Consider the following 16,593-nt stretch of genomic DNA (forward strand, 5'->3'; position numbering starts at 1 on the left):
TCATCATGTTGTCTTACCGCAAGTTTGCTTACGTATATGATCAACTCATGGAAGACATGCCGTACCCGGACTGGATTCGCTTTGCGAGAATGGCCTGGGATAAGCACGGAATGCCAAAAAGCGTCGTTGAGCTCGGATGCGGGACAGGCAGCATCACCATTCCGCTCGTAAACTCCGGTTTCGAGGTAACGGGAATCGATCTGTCGGCAGATATGCTCTCGGTTGCCAGACGCAAGCTGGAGGGTACACCCCAGGGGCATCGATTGTTCCGGGAAGGCAGCGTCCGCTGGGTCCAACAGGACATGCGTTCGTGGGAGCTGCCCGAGCAGGTGGATTCCGTCATTTCATTTTGTGATTGTGTGAACTACCTGCTGGAGGAAAAGGACATCCGTTCCGCTTTTACAAGGACCTACAACGGCCTCAAGGAAGGCGGCACGTTCCTGTTTGATGTGCATCACCCGAACACGCTCTTACGATATGACGCAGATCAGCCATTTGTGCTGGACGAAAGGGAAGTGTCCTACATTTGGACATGCGACATGGATGAACGCCGGATGGAGATCGAGCATCATCTTTCCATCTTTGCACGGGATGACCAGGATCCCACGGTCTACCGCCGCTTTGAGGAAACGCATGTGCAGCGGGGATATGACCCCGAATGGATGAAGGTCGAGCTGGTTAAGGCCGGATTCCGGGATGTGAAATGTTATGCCGATTTTGAGTGGGTGGAAGCGGGTCAGGATGCATCCCGGCTGTTCTACGTTGCCGTAAAATAAACGAATATCCTTTTACGAGAAGCACTTTCTTTTGTCGGTAGCGACGAGAGAAAGTGCTTTTTTATCGTCGAGCATGGATTCATTATATTCAAAGACACTTCTTTTCTGGTTTATTTGACTGTGGTTAAGGTTCGTTAGAAGGGATATGGGTTTGCTTCGGGGACTGTGCTACGATGAGGAATAGATAAGATGAACAGAAATGAGAGCGCTATCTCAAGGGAGGATTCCAGGCATCCGGTACGCTCTGTATGACCGTATTTGAGTTCAACGATGGTCAAATGATGCATAAACTAATCTATTGGGACGAGAAAGGATGAATGAGCATGAAACTGTCCGTATTCACAGTCGCAACTCCTGACTTACAGCCTGAGGAATTGGCAAAAGCCGCGGCGGATGCCGGTATTGAAGGAATCGAATGGCGCTTTAAGGAGATTCCGGAAGAAGCTGCAGGGGAGAAGCCCTCGTTCTGGCGGCATAACCGCTGCTCCATGGATCCGAACGGCACGCAGGAGGATTGGCTCGAGTTTCAGCAAGCGGCCGACAAGCATGGCAGGCGCAGTCTTGCGGTCGTTCCTTATTTGACATGCGGCGACGTGGAAGCGACGGAGAAGGTCATGCAAGCAGCCAAACTGATCGGAGCTTCATTTATTCGCGCGGGTATCCCGGGATATGACCGGAAGCGCAATTATAATGAGCTGTACGACCAGGCGGTTCGTTATCTCCATGAGGTGCAGGATCTCGCTGCGGCTTACGGGGTCAAAGCCGTGGTGGAAACGCACCATCTTACGATCGCCCCGAGCGCCGGACTGACGCACCGGCTTGTATCCCACTTTAATCCGCAGCATATCGGCGTGCTGTATGATCCGGGCAACATGGTCCATGAAGGTTACGAGAACTACCGGATGGGCTTGGAGCTTCTGGGTCCGTACCTGGCTCATGTCCATGTGAAAAACGGGGGTTATCGCAAAACGGCTGCCGAGGATGGTACCTCTGCGGCGTGGTCCGGGGAATGGGTTCCACTTGACCAGGGGGCCGTGCCATGGAAGCAGGTCATACAGGATCTGCAATCGGTTGGTTACGAAGGTTACTACGGAATCGAAGATTTTAGCGGAACGTTTGAGTCTAGGGAAATGCTTCTTCGTTTTGCCGAGCAGATGAAGCTGTGGTCAGAGCAGAAACAAAACGCGTAGGTCACTTTTGAAGGAGGCTATAGACATGGAACAGGTAAGAGTAGGGGTTATTGGACTGGGGATGGGGTTTTCGCATGCCAGGTCGCTGGCGTCCGGGCGGATCAAGGGAGCGCGGCTTAGCGCTATATGCGATCTGAATCCGGCCAAACAGGAAGAAGCAAGGGCAACGCTGCCCTCGGACGTGAAAATATGGAGTGATACGAAGGCTATGATCTCCTCGGGGGAGATCGATGCCGTGATCATTGCGACGCCTCATTATGCCCATCCTCAAGTGGCGATTGAGTGCCTGAATCATGGACTCCATGTCCTGATCGAGAAGCCGGCAGGCGTTTACACGAAGCAAGTGCGAGAAATGAACCGCGCGGCAGAAGCCAGCGGCAAGGTGTTCTCGATAATGTACAACCAGCGCTGTAATCCGCTCTACAAGAAGCTGAAAGAGCTCATAGGAGAAGGTGAACTCGGGGAGATCCGGCGGATGAACTGGATCATAACGAATTGGTACCGGTCCCAGAGCTATTATGATTCAGGCGGATGGCGGGCTACCTGGGCGGGAGAAGGCGGTGGGGTCCTGATTAACCAGTCCCCGCATCAACTGGACCTCTGGCAGTGGACGACCGGCATGATGCCAAAGAGAATTCGTGCTTTTTGCGCTTTCGGCAAGTACCGGAACATCGAAGTTGAAGACGATGTGACGGCTTATGCGGAATACGAGAATGGGGCTACGGCCGTCTTCATTACGACAACGGGTGAAGCGCCCGGAACCAACCGATATGAAGTGACGGGGGACCGCGGAAAAATCGTCATCGAGGACGGCAAGCTTACCTTCTGGCGCCTCCGAGTGCCGGAGCCGGAATTCAATCGGCAGTATACCGGGGGATTCGGCGAACCGGAATGCTGGAAATGCGAGGTGCCGATCTCGGGGGATAATCCGCAGCATAGCGGCATTATCCAGAACTTTGCGGATGCTATTTTGCATGGAACGCCATTGATTGCCCCCGGTGAAGAGGGAATCCACGGATTGACGCTGTCGAATGCCATGCATCTGTCCACCTGGTCCGATAATTGGGTTGATCTCCCTCTTAACGAGGACCTGTATCACGAAATGCTGCAGGAACGGATCACACAATCTTCTGCTCAGAAAACGGTCAAGGAGATCGGGCCGGTGGATATGAGCAAGACGTTTGGAACCTACTAAATCACAATCAGGAGGCACGTGGTATGGACCGCAGTAATGGAATGCTGTATGCGCCGGTGGGCAAGGCCCAGCCGGTATGCAAGCCCGGAGAGTTTGTTTTTGGCGCTATGTCGCTAGAGCATGGACATATATACGGTATGTGTAACGGATTGATCGAGGCAGGGGCGACGCTAAAGTGGGTGTATGACCCAGATCCCGCGAAGGTTGCGGCTTTTTGCAAGGCTTATCCAAGTGTAACCGTTGCCTCGTCCGAGTCACAGGTGCTTCAGGATGCGGAAGTGCGTCTGGTAGCGGCTGCCGCCATTCCTTCGGAACGATGCGAGCTTGGCCTGAAGGTCATGTCGCACGGCAAGGATTACTTTACGGATAAGACGCCTTTCACGACGCTGGAGCAGGTGAACGCTGCTCGCACGAAAGCCGAGGAGACAGGCAAGAAGTACATGGTGTATTACAGTGAACGGCTGCATGTGGAAAGTGCCGTCCATGCCGGGAAGCTGATCCAGGACGGGGCGATCGGGCGAGTGGTGCAAGTGATGGGAACAGGGCCGCACCGTTTAAACGCATCCTCCCGTCCGGACTGGTTTTTCCGTCATCAACAGTACGGGGGGATTCTGTGTGACATCGGCTCCCACCAGATTGAACAATTTTTGTTTTTTGCGGGCTGCCGTGATGCCAAGGTGCTCAGCAGCAAGATAGGGAATTATGCGAATCCGGATTACCCGGAGCTGGAGGATTTCGGAGATGCAACGCTTGTGGGAGACAACGGGGCCACGAATTATTTCCGAGTCGACTGGCTGACACCCGGGGGCCTTGGCACCTGGGGCGACGGAAGAACCTTTATTCTGGGGACGGAAGGATACATCGAGCTTCGCAAATACATCGATATCGCCAGGCATCCGCAGGGTGATCATCTGTACCTGGTTAATGGCGAGGGAGAATTTCATATGGAGCTTCAAGGCAAGGTGGGCTATCCATTCTTCGGGGAGCTTATCCTGGATTGTCTGGAACGCACGGAGCATGCCATGTCCCAGGAGCATGCCTTCAAAGCCGGAGAATTGTGCGTCATCGCCCAAAATGAGGCCGTGCGCATTCCATAAAATCATTTATAATAGAGAAAACCCCGTTACGTTGTGGGTTATATAACTCCAAAATCGCTAAAGGGGCGATTCTCTAGATGACCTCATCTGTCGATATGATGCCAGGTTTTGACCGCATGCAGCTGCAAGCGCCGTTTGATCTGACCTATTACAATGAACAGCCGCTGTCGGGAGGGCAGTTTCACTCGCATGCTTTTTATGAAATTTATTATTTCCATGAAGGACGCTGCACTTATTTGATCGGCGATTCCGTTTTCACCCTGAAACCGGGGGATCTGCTCCTGATGAACGGGCTTACGCTCCATTGTCCGAATGTTGAGCCCGATTCCAGATACGTCAGAAGCATTCTGCATTTCGATCCGGCCTGGATCTGCAAAGGGCTTTCGGAGACGGCCAAATCGATATTGCTGGATCCCTTCGAATCGCTGCGAAATCATCGCATGACACTGACAGGGACCAATCGGGACGAATTCGAAGGCATGTTGGCCGATATACATCGCCTCTCGGCATCCACGGCCGGTTTTCGCCAGGAACGGATGACCTTGCGTATTCAGGAGATGATGTACGTCATCGCGGACTGGTGCCAGGACGCTGTACAGGATCAGGACTCCATCTCCGAGAAAGAGCGGCATGTCCAGCATGTCGTATCGTTCGTCGAGGAACATTATATGCAGGATCTGACGCTGGAGCAAATTGCCCGCGATATGCATATTACGAAACACTATTTATCCTCCTTGTTTAAGGAGGTTACCGGAACAACGGTGTTTAAATATTTGTATCACCGGCGGATTAACCAAGCTAAAATTTTGCTCAGGCTCCATCCGCATCTCAGCATCACGGAGATCAGCCAGGCGGCAGGTTTCAAGCATTTGGCTCATTTCAGCCGGATGTTTAAAGCCATGGTCGGGACGACGCCGGAATATTATCGCAGAAGCGGGGAAGAGCTTTCGTTGACTTGATTGGACTTTTTGGGTATAATAGCCACATTAAAACGGTAATATGAACGCGATGATGAGGATCAATCGTTCCACTTTCGATCATGCAGAGAGCCGGTGTCTGGTGAAAACCGGTTGACGATAGGAATGAACTCGCCTCGGAGCAATGGTGTTAACCCGGCCGCTGTATTTCGGCAGATTCGGCCGCTGAAGCATCGTCGTCTCATCCGCGATAAGGATGCAAAGGGAGTGAAAGGCAAAGCATGCCTTTGGCTAACTAGGGTGGTACCACGGGAATCAAACCTCTCGTCCCTAGCGATCAGCGCTATGGATGATGAGGTTTTTTTGTTTTTTTGGGCAACGGCACAGGCCTTGCCTCTTGACTGTGAAGGAGGAGCAATGGAGTATGACGGACAATCAACCAACCGGCCACGGCTATCAGCCGCAGGCCATCGAACCGAAGTGGCAGCAATACTGGGATGAGAACAAAACCTTTAAAACGGAAGATTCATCATCCAAACCGAAATTTTATGCGCTGGATATGTTTCCGTATCCATCAGGAGCAGGCCTGCACGTAGGGCATCCGGAGGGGTACACGGCGACTGACATCGTGTCCCGTTACAAGCGGATGCGCGGATACAACGTGCTTCATCCGATGGGATGGGACGCCTTCGGTCTGCCAGCGGAGCAGTATGCCATGGACACAGGCAAACATCCTCGCGAGTTTACTGTGCAGAATATCGATACGTTCCGCCGCCAGATCAAATCTCTGGGCTTCTCGTATGACTGGGACCGCGAGATCAGCACAACCGATCCGGAATATTATAAATGGACCCAGTGGATCTTTATCCAGCTTTATAAGCGCGGCCTTGCCTATGTGGCTGAAGTGCCGGTGAACTGGTGCGAAGCGCTCGGTACCGTGCTTGCGAACGAAGAGGTCATCGACGGCAAGAGCGAACGCGGGGGCCATCCGGTCGTACGTAAACCGATGCGCCAATGGATTCTGCGCATTACCGAATACGCGGATCGTCTCCTTGAAGATCTGGATGAACTGGACTGGAGCGAAAGCCTGAAGGATATGCAGCGCAACTGGATCGGCAAATCCACAGGCGCTGAGGTTCGTTTTGACATCGAAGGTTACGATGGTCATCTGGAGGTGTTCACGACCCGTCCGGATACGCTGTTCGGGGCAACCTACTGCGTTCTGGCGCCGGAGCATGACCTCGTAGATAAGATTACGTCAGCCGATCAGCGTGAAGCCGTCAAGGCTTATCAAGATCAAGCAGCACGTAAAAGCGACCTGGAGCGGACGGATCTGGCCAAGGATAAAACCGGTGTATTCACGGGTGCATACGCCATTAATCCGGTAAACGGCGCTAAAGTGCCGATCTGGATCGCGGATTATGTGCTTGCCGGCTATGGAACGGGTGCCATTATGGCGGTTCCGGGTCATGACAGCCGTGACTGGGAGTTTGCGAAGCAATTCGGTCTTCCGATTATTGAAGTCGTTCAGGGTGGAAATGTCGAGGAGGAAGCATACAGCGGCAGTGGCGCGCATGTGAATTCCGGCTTCCTGAACGGGTTGGACAATGAAGAGGCTATCCAGGCGATGAATGAATGGCTGGAGCAAGAGGGCAAGGGCAAGAAGAAGGTAACTTACCGTCTGCGCGACTGGCTGTTCAGCCGTCAACGCTACTGGGGTGAGCCGATTCCGATTCTGCATCTGGAAGACGGAACGATGAAGACCGTGCCTGAGGATCAGCTTCCATTGCTGCTGCCGGATGTGGATCAGATTAAACCATCCGGTACCGGCGAATCACCGCTGGCTAACGTTACGGAGTGGGTGGAAACGGTAGATCCCGAAACCGGCATGAAAGCCCGCCGCGAGACGAATACGATGCCGCAATGGGCAGGCAGCTGCTGGTATTACCTGCGTTATATCGATCCACGCAATAATGATGAATTGTGCTCCAAGGAGAAGCAGAAGGAATGGCTGCCGGTTGACCTGTACATCGGTGGTGTGGAGCATGCGGTGCTTCATTTGCTGTATGCTCGCTTCTGGCACAAAGTATTGTATGACCTGGGCGTTGTCGATACGAAGGAGCCTTTCCAGAAGCTGGTCAATCAGGGTATGATCCTGGGCAACAATAATGAAAAAATGAGTAAATCCCGCGGCAATGTCATCAATCCGGATGATATTGTTAACGAATACGGAGCCGACACGCTGCGTGTGTACGAGATGTTCATGGGGCCGCTGGAAGCAACCAAGCCATGGAACACCAACGGCGTTGAAGGAACGTTTCGTTTCCTCTCCCGCGTATGGCGCCTGTTTATCGGGGACGACGGTCAATTGAACCCTAAAATCGTGGAAGGCGAGGGTACGGATGATTTCAGACGTACACTGCACAAAACGATTAAGAAAGTGACCGAAGACTTTGAACATATGCGCTTTAACACAGCGATCAGCCAGCTGATGGTATTCATCAACGAGGGATACAAGACGGAAGAGCTTCCGCGCAAAGCGATGGAGAACTTCGTGCAGCTGCTTTCCCCGCTGGCCCCTCACCTGGCTGAAGAGCTGTGGAGCCGTTTAGGCTACACGGAGAGCGTAACCTACGTGCCATGGCCGGAGTATGACGAGGCTTGGACTGTAGAGGCCGAAGTGGAGATTGTCGTTCAAGTTAACGGCAAAATCGTAGAACGTGCCAAAATCTCGAAAGACATGGACCAAGAAGCCATGCAACAACATAGCCTCTCCCTTCCGAATGTCAAGCAGGCGCTGGAAGGAAAGAGTATTCGCAAAGTCATTGCCGTACCGGGCAAACTGGTCAATATCGTGGCCGGTTAATCGTAAAACCGAAGGCAGCATCCAGTTTTGCCAAATCCTCCTCATACTTGTCGTGTGTGGTTTGGATCAATTGGTAGAACAATCCGTTCAGGTTAGAATCCAGCAGTGCCAAAGCCTGAGCCGTGATGCCTCCGGGAACCGCAACCCGTTCTTGCAGCTGTTCGGGGGAGAAGCCCTCCTCCGTTAACAGCTTGCCGGTGCCAAGCAGCATTTCTCCGGCTAATGCATTAAGGGTTCTGCGGTCGATTCCGGTCATTTCAACGGCAGCGTCGATCCATTTTTCCATGAATAAACTTAAAAAAGCAGGTCCGCAGCTGGAGAAATCGGAAGTGATTCGCGTGTGCGATTCCAGTATCTCGAGCGGCCTGCTGATATAAGACAGGAGGCTTTCTATAAGCTGCCTGTCTTCTTCTTTTATTCGGGAACCGTACATGCATAACGATGCTCCGCCTCCGGTTAGGTTGGTGATGCTCGGTATGATTTTCGCCACCTTGCAGGGCAGCGATGATTCCAGATGGATCAGTTGGACCGGACTCGTGATGGATATGGCGATTTGCCGGACTTCAAGCCGATCTTTGATTTCGCTGATGACAGATTTGAATTCAAGCGGCTTTATACATAGGAATAGCAGGTCGCTCTGAGAAGCCGTCTCCGTGTTACAGCTGCATACCGTCAGACCGGGATGACGTTTTGCCAGCTGCATCGGCTTTTCAGGACTTCGGTTGCTGACCCGAATCTGCTCAGGCAGGAGTGCGCCCGATTGAATGAAGGCATCGATCAACAGACTACCCATGCTGCCCGTACCGATAAAACCGACCTTCATGTGTATGTTCCCTCCTTTCGCGCTTTACGGCAGAAATGTACCGTCCTTACGTTTAATGTATGCGGGGAAGATGCCGATTCATGACGGTTTTTCCTGCGATTTCGGTGGGGAAACCGAAGAATATTCCTGAGTTTGTACAAAATGAACTTTAATGTTAAGGAGAGGTCAATCGATGAAAAGGATATCTTTAGGTTGGAGTCTTGCCGCAACGATTGCGGGCTGCGGGTTCATCTTGTTTGCCGGCGGTGTTGATCAGGGGATCGAGGGCTGGCAGCCGCTGAACGATCAGCTGGAGCAGGTGCTTGCGGCCGAAGAGAATGCGGGTGTGAAGACGTCCGGGGCTGATTCCCGGCAGAAGGATGTGGAACCGTCTGGAGCCGGAACGGATTCGAAGACTGCTGCAAAGAGCACGCAGGCGGGGCAGATCGAGCCTGCCAGTAATGTGAAGGACTCCATGCCAGACCAAGACCAAGGAGCGGCAGGGAGCGGTATAGCAGACCATACGGCATCGTCTTCGGCTTCTGGTCAACCTTCTTCGCCCCTTGTACCGCCTCAGGTTGAAGGTGTCACTCAGCATTTACAGCAACAAACTCCTGTTAATGGTGCAGCGCAGTCACCAGCAGCTACGGATCCATCCAGATTGATTAATGTCAACACGGCGGATGCTGCAACGCTTATGGAGCTGCCTGGCATTGGCGAAGCGAAGGCCAAGGCCATTATCGATTATCGGAATCAGTTCGGTCCATTTAAAAGTCAGGCCGACTTGATGAACGTAAAGGGCATCGGGCCCAAAATGCTGGAGAAGATGAAGCCTTACGTTGGACTTTAGCTATGTGCTACAATAAAGGCGATATTGATAAGGAACAGGTGACAGATGATGAGTGCAGATCAACGTAAAGATTGGGATACTTATTTCATGGATATTGCCTTTATGGTTTCAACCCGCTCCCAATGCCCGCGACGTCATGTCGGGGCGGTGCTGGTGCAGGGGAAGAAGCTGCTCGGGACGGCTTATAACGGCGCGCCGATGGGGGTGCCTGATTGCTCGGAAGCGGGCTGTATGATCGCCGAGGATTATGAACTGGTCGTGCAGGACGGCAAGGAGAGCATGGTGAAGAAACAGCGCTGCATCCGGACGATTCATGCCGAGCAGAATCTGCTGTTATTCACGGACCGGATCGATCGGGAAGGCAGCACGGTGTACGTGACGGATGAGCCCTGCTGGACCTGTGCGAATATGCTTGCCAACAGCGGCATTGTCGAGGTTGTGTTCCACCGTCCTTATCCGAAGGATTCGGGCAAGGTGTCCCGCATGATGGAACAGAAGGGGATTTTGTTCCGGCAGCTTGAAGCGTATGAGCCGCCGCGCGAAACCTTGATGACGGTAGCGGAATGATTCATGGATAAGGTTACGGAACAAAATGAATAGAAAGTCACAGAGGAAGGACCTTTGACTGCGATATGCAGGCAAGGGTCCTTTTTTATTTAATGATGAAGGGATTTGTTGGAATCATGAAGCGAAGGCCATTACTTGTGTTTACCGTGATGTGGGTAATCGGCAGCGGTGCTGCATGCCTGTACGACGGATGGAGGCTGGCCATGATTGCAGCCGGGCTGATTCTCATCCTGTTTGCTGTATGTCATTGGGCTGGGGCAGGGCGGCTTTTTACGCTCTGCATGCTGTTCTCCTTGTGCATGTCGGGTACTTACTGGGAATGGCATGACGCGGCCAATGTAAGTGATTTTGAGCCGGTCCTCTCAGGGGAGACATCGACGGACGCTGTTCCTGTTACTGCCTTTGGTGTAATCACAACCCCAATAGAAGTGGATGGCGACCGCGCGGATTTCAATGTTGCCCTACATCAAGCTGATCTCAAGCTAACAAAGCCTCCAGAGTCCCAAAAACAAGCGAATCCGGATAACGGCACCTTGCTGAAGACGGATGATATCGTCAGGGTTCAAGTGAAACTAATGGACAAAAAGGAGCTGGAGATAGTTCAGCGATGGCAGCGGGGACCGCATAGAGCTGACCGGAGAGCTGCAAAAACCTGGAGAAGCTCGCAATTTTGACGGATTTAATTATGCTCAATATTTGCGAACCCAGAAGATTCATTGGATGATCAAAGTGAAGGGCTCTGACCTAGCGAAGGTCACCTCGCCTGACAGCTGGAATGTAAGTCATATTCTAAGATGGACGGATGCCGTTCGGCATAAGCTCGGGGGCAAGCTGGATCAATTGTATGGCGGAATCCATGCAGGGTATATGAAGGGACTTGTGATTGGCAATCAGGATGATTTGGATCCCGATACGTTTATGGAGTTCTCGCGTTTGGGATTGACTCACATTCTTGCGATATCAGGCATGCATGTGGCAGTGATTGTGGGATGCCTCTTATTCGTATGCACAACCCTTCGAATGACGAGGGAGACCTCGCTGACTGTGGTTATGTGGCTGATTCCCGTTTATGTCCTGCTTACTGGGGCAAGTCCTTCTATTATCCGTGCCGGCATCATGGGGATGATCGGTTTGTATGCCGCACGGCGGCGACTTTTGAAGGATGGACTGCATATTCTTAGTGTTGCCGCGCTCGTCATGCTGCTGTGGAACCCGTATTTTCTCGTGAACGTCAGCTTTCAGCTGTCATTCATCGTAACGGCAGGCTTGATGATCTTCGTACCGAAGCTGATGCCGCTCCTGTCATTCTTGCCCCGCTGGCTTGCGGGAACCGTTGGAATCACGGTCGTAGCGCAGCTGATCTCCTTTCCCCTAACCATTTATTATTTTAACCAGGTGTCGCTGATATCTGTCTTCGCCAATTTGATCCTGGTTCCGGTGATTAGCCTTGTCGTTCTTCCGTTAGGAATGGTGTCTTTGCTGATGGGGTGGGTATGGATGCGCGGAGCTGGCTGGTTGGCAGCTGTGACCGAATGGTTAAACCAAATGACGTTCCGTGTCGTTGAATGGATGAATGGTTCATCCGCTTTGATGACGTTGTGGCCGTCCCCGTCGTTAGCCTGGATCTTATGTTATTTTGTTGTGCTGTATTCGCTGCTCTCCATTCTGAAGATGAGATCCGAAAATGGCGAAGGAGAGCGGAGCGGGGCGGACGATACCGTTCCATTGGAAGGACGCGAATCCTTGGATAGTAAAAGAGATTTGTCTGGGGCAACCGGCATGTTTCCGCTCGTGGATCAATGGGCCGGTGCGTTGCGATGGAGAGGTTTTTTTCGCGCCAGTGATTATATTGAACGCTATGCAGCGAGAGCCGCGATCGTCCTGCTGTCCGCAGCTTTGGTTTTTTTACTGTACGGCGGCTATCAATCTCCATCGATGCACGGAGCGGGACTCGTGCAGTTTCTGGATGTAGGACAAGGGGATTCGATCCTGGTAACAACACCTGAGGGCAAGCATATTCTCATTGACGGTGGTGGAACGGTGAATTTTCGTAGGGAAAAGGATGCTTGGAAGGAAAGGAAGGCCCCGTATGAGGTGGGAGCGAAGGTGGTGGTTCCGCTGTTGAAAAAAAGGGGCGTGCACCAGCTTGAGGCTGTCATCATGTCCCATGGAGACCAGGATCATATAGGCGGTCTTCAAGCTGTTTTGCAGGAAATCCCGGTAAAATCAGTTGTGTTTAACGGGACCTTGACTGACTCCGCTTCCTTCCGGAAGCTGATGTTAACCGCCGTACAGCAGCGCATTCCCATATACGAGGCTGGAGTGGATCGGGAAGTATGGAAGCTTGACAGCCATACGGAAATCCAATTTCTAGCGCCTATTTTCCCAGAAAGTGGAGAAACCATAAAACCATTACCGTTGATTAAGGAGCAGAATCATGCTTCACTAGTATTTGTCCTTCAAATGAACGGCAGCCGGATCCTGTTTACGGGTGACACAGACCAAGCTGCCGAACATAAAATATTGTTGTATCTAGAGGAACGTTCTTCACAAGATGATATCATTTCACTGCTTGCTGCTGCCGGTGACCGCATCGATGTCATGAAGGTTGCCCATCACGGCAGCAAAACCTCGACATCCGCGCTATGGCTGAATGCATGGAAGCCGAAGGCAGCGGTTATTTCCGCTGGTGTCAACAATATGTACGGCCACCCTCATCCGGATGTGGTAGGACGGTTGGAACGTTCCACGAATCTCATCTATCAGACCAATCTTCACGGTGAAATACAGATGAGGATCAAGGATGGACATATTGACACGCGTACGAAGCTTCCTTGAATAAACAGCCCGCTGTCCTTGGGACATCAATTCGTAGTAAGATCTTTAATAGGAAAAATGCAGCGGTGACTATAATCTTTATATTTGGTATAGTTAGATGAAGTTTCCTAAAAAAATAATAGGTTACATACTGCAACATTTTTTTAATTTTATCCGTCTGTATGTATGCAGGGAGAGGGGGATCCACTGTGGTGGAGCAGGGACTCATAAGAGCCGCTCAATCGGGCGATCGCGACGCTCTAATCACCCTATTGCGAGAAATTGAGCAACATGTTTACCGAACTGCTTATTACATTTTAAACAATGAACAGGATGCTATGGATGCAGCCCAGGAAGCACTTATACGTGTATATACGAAGATTAACTCCTACGAGGAGAAGGCTCAGTTCAAAACTTGGGTCCAACGGATTGTCACCAACATATGCATTGATAAATTCCGCAGGACAAAGCCGACGGTTTCCATCGATGAACATGATCTGGTGTTTCGGGATAATCTCGATGTAGAACGGGAAGTGATGTCGGGATATCTGGCTCAGGATATTCAGGAAGCCATTAATCAACTGCCGGACCATCATCGTACGGTCATTGTCTTAAGGTATTTGCAGGATCTATCCTACAACGAAATTGCTGATTGTCTGAACCTCCCGCTCAATACGGTAAAATCCTATTTGTTCAGGGCCAGGCAGCAGCTGCAGAATATGCTCCAAGAGCATCAGAAAGGTGGTGTATCAGGATGAATTGCCAAGAGGTGGTGGAACGTATGCACCGGTATTTGGACCGGGATCTCACTTCGGAGGAGACGGCCCAAATGTATCAGCATATTGCCGTGTGCCCCATGTGTGCGGAGACCTTTAATATATTGAAATCATTGAACAGAGAGCTTGAGGATCTTCCGGCCGTAACCCCGCCTGTCAGTCTGGTAGACGCTATCATGCCTAGACTGGATGCCATTGACCGTGATCGCCAGAACCTTGTCGTACCTCCAGCACTGAAAAGCCAGGAGCCAGCCGAAATGATGCCGGAAATGCGGCGTCCGCGACGTGCGGGCAGCTGGTGGAGCACGATTGGCGGTAGAACTGCTATCGGGGCCGCCGCGGCTGWACTTATTCTCGGCGTAGCGATTTTTAATAATGAACCGAAGATGTTATCCGATGCGGAGCTTCCATACGAAGAGGCTAGCACGACCAGTGCCGGGGCGAATGACGAATCGGCTGCCACGCAGAATCAGGAAATGGCTCAGCCGTTTGCCGCCGAAGGCGGCACGGAGACGGGTGGCGAATCGAATGATGGGAACGATTCATCCGCAAGTCTGCGGAGTTCGCCATCGGAATCGTCACCGGAAGCCAATTCCGACCCTGCCTCGAATGATACGAAGGCAACACAGGAGCCATCGGATGCGGCTGATGGCACCAGTAAAGATGTTACAGCACCCGATAAACCGGTTCAGATGAAAGATGTTGGGGAACCCCAAGCGCCAGACCAACCTGCAACGAGCAACAATGAGGTGCCAAAAACCGATACCGGAAGTCCGTCTGACCCTCCGGCGAATGAACCTGAGCAGAGTTCTGAAACCATGGATGTCCAGACGTCACCTACGGAACCGGATACCACGTCTGAGATGCTGCCTCCAATTAGCGATCCTGCCGGTGATGCGGTCATGGAAAGCGCCGAATCATCCGACAGGTCATCCGGATCGTACCAAGGACTGGCGATGGTGCCGGAACAGTGGTCGTCCCCGGACGGTCTCTACCGAGCCTCGCTCGAGGCCGATCATCTGATTATCTATCGTCTGCCATCGGGAAGCCAAACTTCGCCTGATGCGGTTGAAACGGTTGAGACAATTCCGCTCGGCGGAAGCTGGGTATCCGGTCAATGGTCCGAGGATGGCTTAACGTTCAAGTATAAGGTGCAGACCGATAACGAATTGGTTGAATCCGTCTATTCCATTGAGAAGTCCCCGCCACCGGCATCTACGGGGCAGAAGCAGCCTAAATCATAGAGATGTTCAGAGATATATACAATCGGTGCACCAATGCCGGGAGATATGAATACACTATATATTAGAGAGAGCATGATACCAACTACCGTCGTATGACCGGCGGCGAGGTGTTTCTAGAGCATACTTGCCGGCGTTTATATAGATGTGTTGGGACGAAGGGACCTTTCCGCTGCCAAAGCCGAGGTCTCTTTGTTTTCGTGCGGACGATTGCATTTTTATCTTGTCGTCTCGCATTCAGGCACACTTTTTTGGTATAGTGTACAGAGTAGAAAGGGGGGACGCCGATGGATGCCAAAGCGGCGGCCAAGGCGGTTAAGCAGGGAGAGGTGTCTGCCGTCTATTTGTTGTATGGCAGCGAGAAATTTCAAATGAAGGAATTCGCCGAATTTCTGGAAGCCCAGCTAATCCCGAAAGAAGACCGTGATTTTGCCCTCGTTCATATGGATTTAGGGGAAGTTCCGATTCAAACCGTTATTGAAGAAGCGGAGACGGTTCCTTTTATGGTTCAAAAAAAACTGATCATGGTCAGGGATACGGCTTTTTTTACCGCAGCAAAAGATAACGGGAAAGTGGATCATCGTCCAGAGGCTTTGCTGGACTATTTGACCAATCCTGCTGATTATAGTGTGATTGTCTTTATGGTTGGACAAGAAAAGCTGGATGAACGGAAGAAGGTAGTCAAGGCAGTCAAGAAATCGGGGGTTGCTTTGTCCTTCATGCCTTTGGGCGGGGAGGATTTGCTTCGCTGGGTGGACAAGCAGGTAAAGAAAAGCGACTGCACGTTGCGGGAAGGTGCGGCGGAAGCGATCGTGCGAAATGCGGGAACCAGCCTTCAGGCATTATCAGGTGAGATCGAAAAGCTGTGCTTATATGCTGGCGCTGGCGGTGTGATTGATGTCGCAACCGTGGATATGCTGGTGGCGCGCAGTACGGAACAGAATGTATTTGCGCTTGTAGAGGATATTGCGAATCTTCGATTGGACAAGGCGCTCGGAATTTATTACGAACTGCTGAAGCAGCGCGAGGAGCCGATCAAGATTGCTGCGCTGATTACCAGACAGTTCCGGATTATTCTGCAGGTGAAGACTTTATCCACCCAGAGCTACTCACAGCAGCAAATTGCTTCCCAGATCGGATTGCATCCCTATGCGGTGAAGATTGCGGGCGAGCAAGCCCGAAAGTTTGAGACAGCTCGCCTTGAAGGCATACTGAACCACCTGGCGAATCTGGATTACCAGATGAAGACCGGGGCCGTGGATAAGGTGCTGGGCATTGAATTGTTTTTGCTGCGGCTTGGGGCGTAAAGACCATCCGCAACAAGTTAAGAGCGTACGGCTGCAGGAGCAGTTGGTATTATCCCCTCATGGTAGACAGTGAAAAAAGAGGACATGTTACAATGAACTCAAATACTGGATACCGGAGGGGATTTTTGTTATGTCAGCGAAGAAAGGCCAAACCTTTAATCGATATAGCGAAGAAACGAAGAAAGAAGCCGT

Annotated in this window: 14 protein-coding genes and 1 other annotated feature; of the genes, 13 read left to right on the forward strand and 1 reads right to left on the reverse strand. The window is 51.7% G+C overall.

Annotated elements, in window-relative coordinates; translation table 11 throughout:
* The first annotated feature begins 5 nt into the window (after positions 1 to 5).
* The 6 genes from ACPV3A_RS12420 to leuS all read left to right on the forward strand — a co-directional run bounded on the left by ACPV3A_RS12420 (position 6) and on the right by leuS (position 8,041).
* The gene (locus ACPV3A_RS12420; RefSeq protein ID WP_194541609.1) at positions 6 to 776 is read left to right on the forward strand and encodes a class I SAM-dependent DNA methyltransferase; all 771 of its coding nucleotides are present in this window, start codon (positions 6 to 8) and stop codon (positions 774 to 776) included.
* A 323-nt stretch (positions 777 to 1,099) separates the two neighbouring features.
* Positions 1,100 to 1,966 (forward strand): sugar phosphate isomerase/epimerase family protein, encoded by an 867-nt coding sequence (locus ACPV3A_RS12425; protein WP_194541610.1) that lies wholly within the window; start codon positions 1,100 to 1,102, stop codon positions 1,964 to 1,966.
* A gap of 25 nt (positions 1,967 to 1,991) precedes the next feature.
* The gene (locus ACPV3A_RS12430; protein WP_426199812.1) at positions 1,992 to 3,161 is read left to right on the forward strand and encodes a Gfo/Idh/MocA family protein; all 1,170 of its coding nucleotides are present in this window, start codon (positions 1,992 to 1,994) and stop codon (positions 3,159 to 3,161) included.
* Positions 3,162 to 3,184: 23 nt separating this feature from the next.
* On the forward strand, positions 3,185 to 4,258 hold the full coding sequence (locus tag ACPV3A_RS12435) for a Gfo/Idh/MocA family protein (RefSeq protein WP_426199813.1): 1,074 nt from the start codon (positions 3,185 to 3,187) through the stop codon (positions 4,256 to 4,258).
* 77 nt (positions 4,259 to 4,335) lie between these two features.
* Positions 4,336 to 5,217, forward strand: coding sequence for an AraC family transcriptional regulator (locus ACPV3A_RS12440; protein WP_194541613.1), 882 nt, complete (start codon positions 4,336 to 4,338; stop codon positions 5,215 to 5,217).
* 40 nt (positions 5,218 to 5,257) lie between these two features.
* Positions 5,258 to 5,510: a binding site (T-box leader), on the forward strand.
* 89 nt (positions 5,511 to 5,599) lie between these two features.
* The gene (gene leuS / locus ACPV3A_RS12445) at positions 5,600 to 8,041 is read left to right on the forward strand and encodes a leucine--tRNA ligase (RefSeq protein ID WP_194541614.1); all 2,442 of its coding nucleotides are present in this window, start codon (positions 5,600 to 5,602) and stop codon (positions 8,039 to 8,041) included.
* Here the strand turns inward: leuS and comER are convergent.
* Positions 8,022 to 8,864: a late competence protein ComER gene (comER, locus tag ACPV3A_RS12450; RefSeq protein ID WP_071222895.1), complete on the reverse strand. Its 843-nt coding sequence runs from the start codon at positions 8,862 to 8,864 to the stop codon at positions 8,022 to 8,024. The two genes, leuS and comER, sit on opposite strands and share 20 nt — an antisense overlap.
* Before the next feature lie 172 nt (positions 8,865 to 9,036).
* Here comER and ACPV3A_RS12455 point away from each other — a divergent pair, with 172 nt between their 5' ends.
* The 7 genes from ACPV3A_RS12455 to holA all read left to right on the forward strand — a co-directional run bounded on the left by ACPV3A_RS12455 (position 9,037) and on the right by holA (position 16,401).
* Positions 9,037 to 9,693 carry a ComEA family DNA-binding protein gene (locus tag ACPV3A_RS12455; RefSeq protein WP_194541615.1) on the forward strand — a complete coding sequence of 219 codons (657 nt, stop codon included), beginning with the start codon at positions 9,037 to 9,039 and terminating at the stop codon, positions 9,691 to 9,693.
* Between the two features lie 48 nt (positions 9,694 to 9,741).
* Positions 9,742 to 10,260 carry a deoxycytidylate deaminase gene (locus ACPV3A_RS12460; protein WP_100535884.1) on the forward strand — a complete coding sequence of 173 codons (519 nt, stop codon included), beginning with the start codon at positions 9,742 to 9,744 and terminating at the stop codon, positions 10,258 to 10,260.
* Positions 10,261 to 10,376: 116 nt separating this feature from the next.
* A complete protein-coding gene (locus ACPV3A_RS12465; RefSeq protein WP_426199814.1) occupies positions 10,377 to 10,934 on the forward strand; it encodes a DUF4131 domain-containing protein in 558 nt (185 codons plus the stop codon).
* A 46-nt stretch (positions 10,935 to 10,980) separates the two neighbouring features.
* The gene (locus ACPV3A_RS12470) at positions 10,981 to 13,098 is read left to right on the forward strand and encodes a ComEC/Rec2 family competence protein (protein ID WP_426199815.1); all 2,118 of its coding nucleotides are present in this window, start codon (positions 10,981 to 10,983) and stop codon (positions 13,096 to 13,098) included.
* 188 nt (positions 13,099 to 13,286) lie between these two features.
* Positions 13,287 to 13,835 carry an RNA polymerase sigma factor gene (locus ACPV3A_RS12475; RefSeq protein WP_036644490.1) on the forward strand — a complete coding sequence of 183 codons (549 nt, stop codon included), beginning with the start codon at positions 13,287 to 13,289 and terminating at the stop codon, positions 13,833 to 13,835.
* Positions 13,832 to 15,097, forward strand: a complete 1,266-nt coding sequence (locus ACPV3A_RS12480) for a zf-HC2 domain-containing protein (protein ID WP_426199816.1) — start codon at positions 13,832 to 13,834, stop codon at positions 15,095 to 15,097. Before ACPV3A_RS12475 ends, ACPV3A_RS12480 begins: the two co-directional genes overlap by 4 nt.
* A gap of 284 nt (positions 15,098 to 15,381) precedes the next feature.
* Positions 15,382 to 16,401: a DNA polymerase III subunit delta gene (gene holA / locus ACPV3A_RS12485; protein ID WP_220686066.1), complete on the forward strand. Its 1,020-nt coding sequence runs from the start codon at positions 15,382 to 15,384 to the stop codon at positions 16,399 to 16,401.
* The last annotated feature ends 192 nt before the right edge of the window (positions 16,402 to 16,593 follow it).

The sequence above is a fragment of the Paenibacillus sp. Dod16 genome (assembly GCF_049893405.1).
Taxonomy (GTDB): Bacteria; Bacillota; Bacilli; order Paenibacillales; family Paenibacillaceae; genus Paenibacillus_AQ.